This is a genomic window from Streptomyces sp. 142MFCol3.1 (genome assembly GCF_000424945.1).
GTDB lineage: Bacteria > Actinomycetota > Actinomycetes > Streptomycetales > Streptomycetaceae > Streptomyces > Streptomyces siamensis.
In genome coordinates this window covers 1-1,429 of record NZ_AUKV01000097.1, presented here as the reverse complement: position 1 = coordinate 1,429, position 1,429 = coordinate 1, and the positions used below count along the sequence as shown (strand labels likewise).

1 protein-coding gene is annotated in these 1,429 nt (G+C 70.7%); it reads right to left on the bottom strand.

What is annotated here, in order from left to right:
- A partial coding sequence (locus H305_RS0143635; protein WP_037767558.1) for a dihydrolipoyl dehydrogenase family protein occupies window positions 1–1,416 on the bottom strand: 1,416 nt, incomplete at its 3' end.
- Between the last annotated feature and the right edge of the window lie 13 nt (window positions 1,417–1,429).

The window sequence follows — 1,429 nt, the reverse complement described above, 5'->3', positions numbered from 1 at the left end:
CTCCAGCAGCCTCAGCCAGACTTCGCTGATGGTGGGGAAGGCCGGGACGGCGTGCCAGAGTCGGTCGATCGGCACTTCGCCCGCGACGGCGATGGTGGCTGAGTGCAGGAGCTCTCCGACTCCGGGCCCGGCGAAGGTGACGCCGGCGACGGTGTCGCGGTCGAGGTCGATGAGCATGCGTGCCTGGCCGCGGTAGCCGTCGGCGTACTGGTGCGCGCCCGCGACGTGGGAGAGGTCGTAGTCCACCACCTTGATCCGGCGGCCGCTCTGTTCGGCCTCACGTGTGGTCAGGCCGACGGATGCGACTTCGGGGTGGGTGAAGACGACCTGGGGCACGGCCGTCCTGTCGGCCGTCGCGACATGAGCGCCCCAGGGGGCGTCGTCGACCTGTTCTCCCTTGGCCCGGGCGCCGATGACGGTGCCGGCGATGCGGGCCTGGTACTTGCCCTGGTGGGTCAGCAGGGCTCGTTGGTTGACGTCGCCGACGGCGTAGAACCAGCCGTCGGCGACGTCGGTCACGCGGAAGGTGTCGTCCACCTTCAGCCAGTCGCCCGGGGTGAGGCCGATGGTCTCCAGACCCAGGTCCCAGGTCCTTGGCGTTCGTCCGGTCGCCAAGAGGATCTCGTCGGCGAGCAGTTCGCCGCCGCCCGCGAGGGTGACGCGCACCTCGCCGTTCTCACGTCCTACCGAGGCGGCGGACGTCGCGAACCGGATGTCGACGCCGGCTTCGCGCAGTCCGTCGGTGACCAGTTCACCGGCGAACGGCTCCATCCGCTGCAGCAGCCCGTCCTCGAGGACCAGCATCGTCACCTGGGAGCCGAGCGCCTGCCAGACGGTGGCCATCTCGACGGCCACGACGCCGCCGCCCACCACGACCAGACGGGCGGGCACACGGTCGGAACTGGTCGCTTCCCGGCTCGTCCAGGGCCGCACGTTCTCGAGCCCGGGAATGCCGGGCAGGGCCGCGCTGGTCCCCGTGGAGACGGCCACCGCGTACCGCGCCGTGAGCCTGACCGTGTCGCCTTCGGGCGTTCGCACGCTGACCTTGCGCGGCCCGTCCAGCCGGCCGTGGCCGCGTACGAGATCGACCGACACCGATTCCAGCCAGTCGACTTGGTCGTCGTCCTTCCAGTAGGAGGCCATCTTGTCGCGGTGGGCGAGGACGGCCTCCACGTCCAGCGGTCCGGCGACGGCGTGGCTCAGCCCGGGTACGCGGCGGGCGTCGGCACGCGCCACGACGGGACGCAGCAGAGCCTTGCTGGGGTCGCAGGCCCAGAACGAGCATTCGCCGCCGAGCAGTTCACGCTCCACGATCACGGTACTGAGCCCTGCCGCGCGGGTGCGTTCGGCGACGTTCTCGCCGACCGGTCCTGCGCCGATGACGATCACATCGTAGGTACGGGCGGTCTCGCTCATGGGGGTTCCGTTC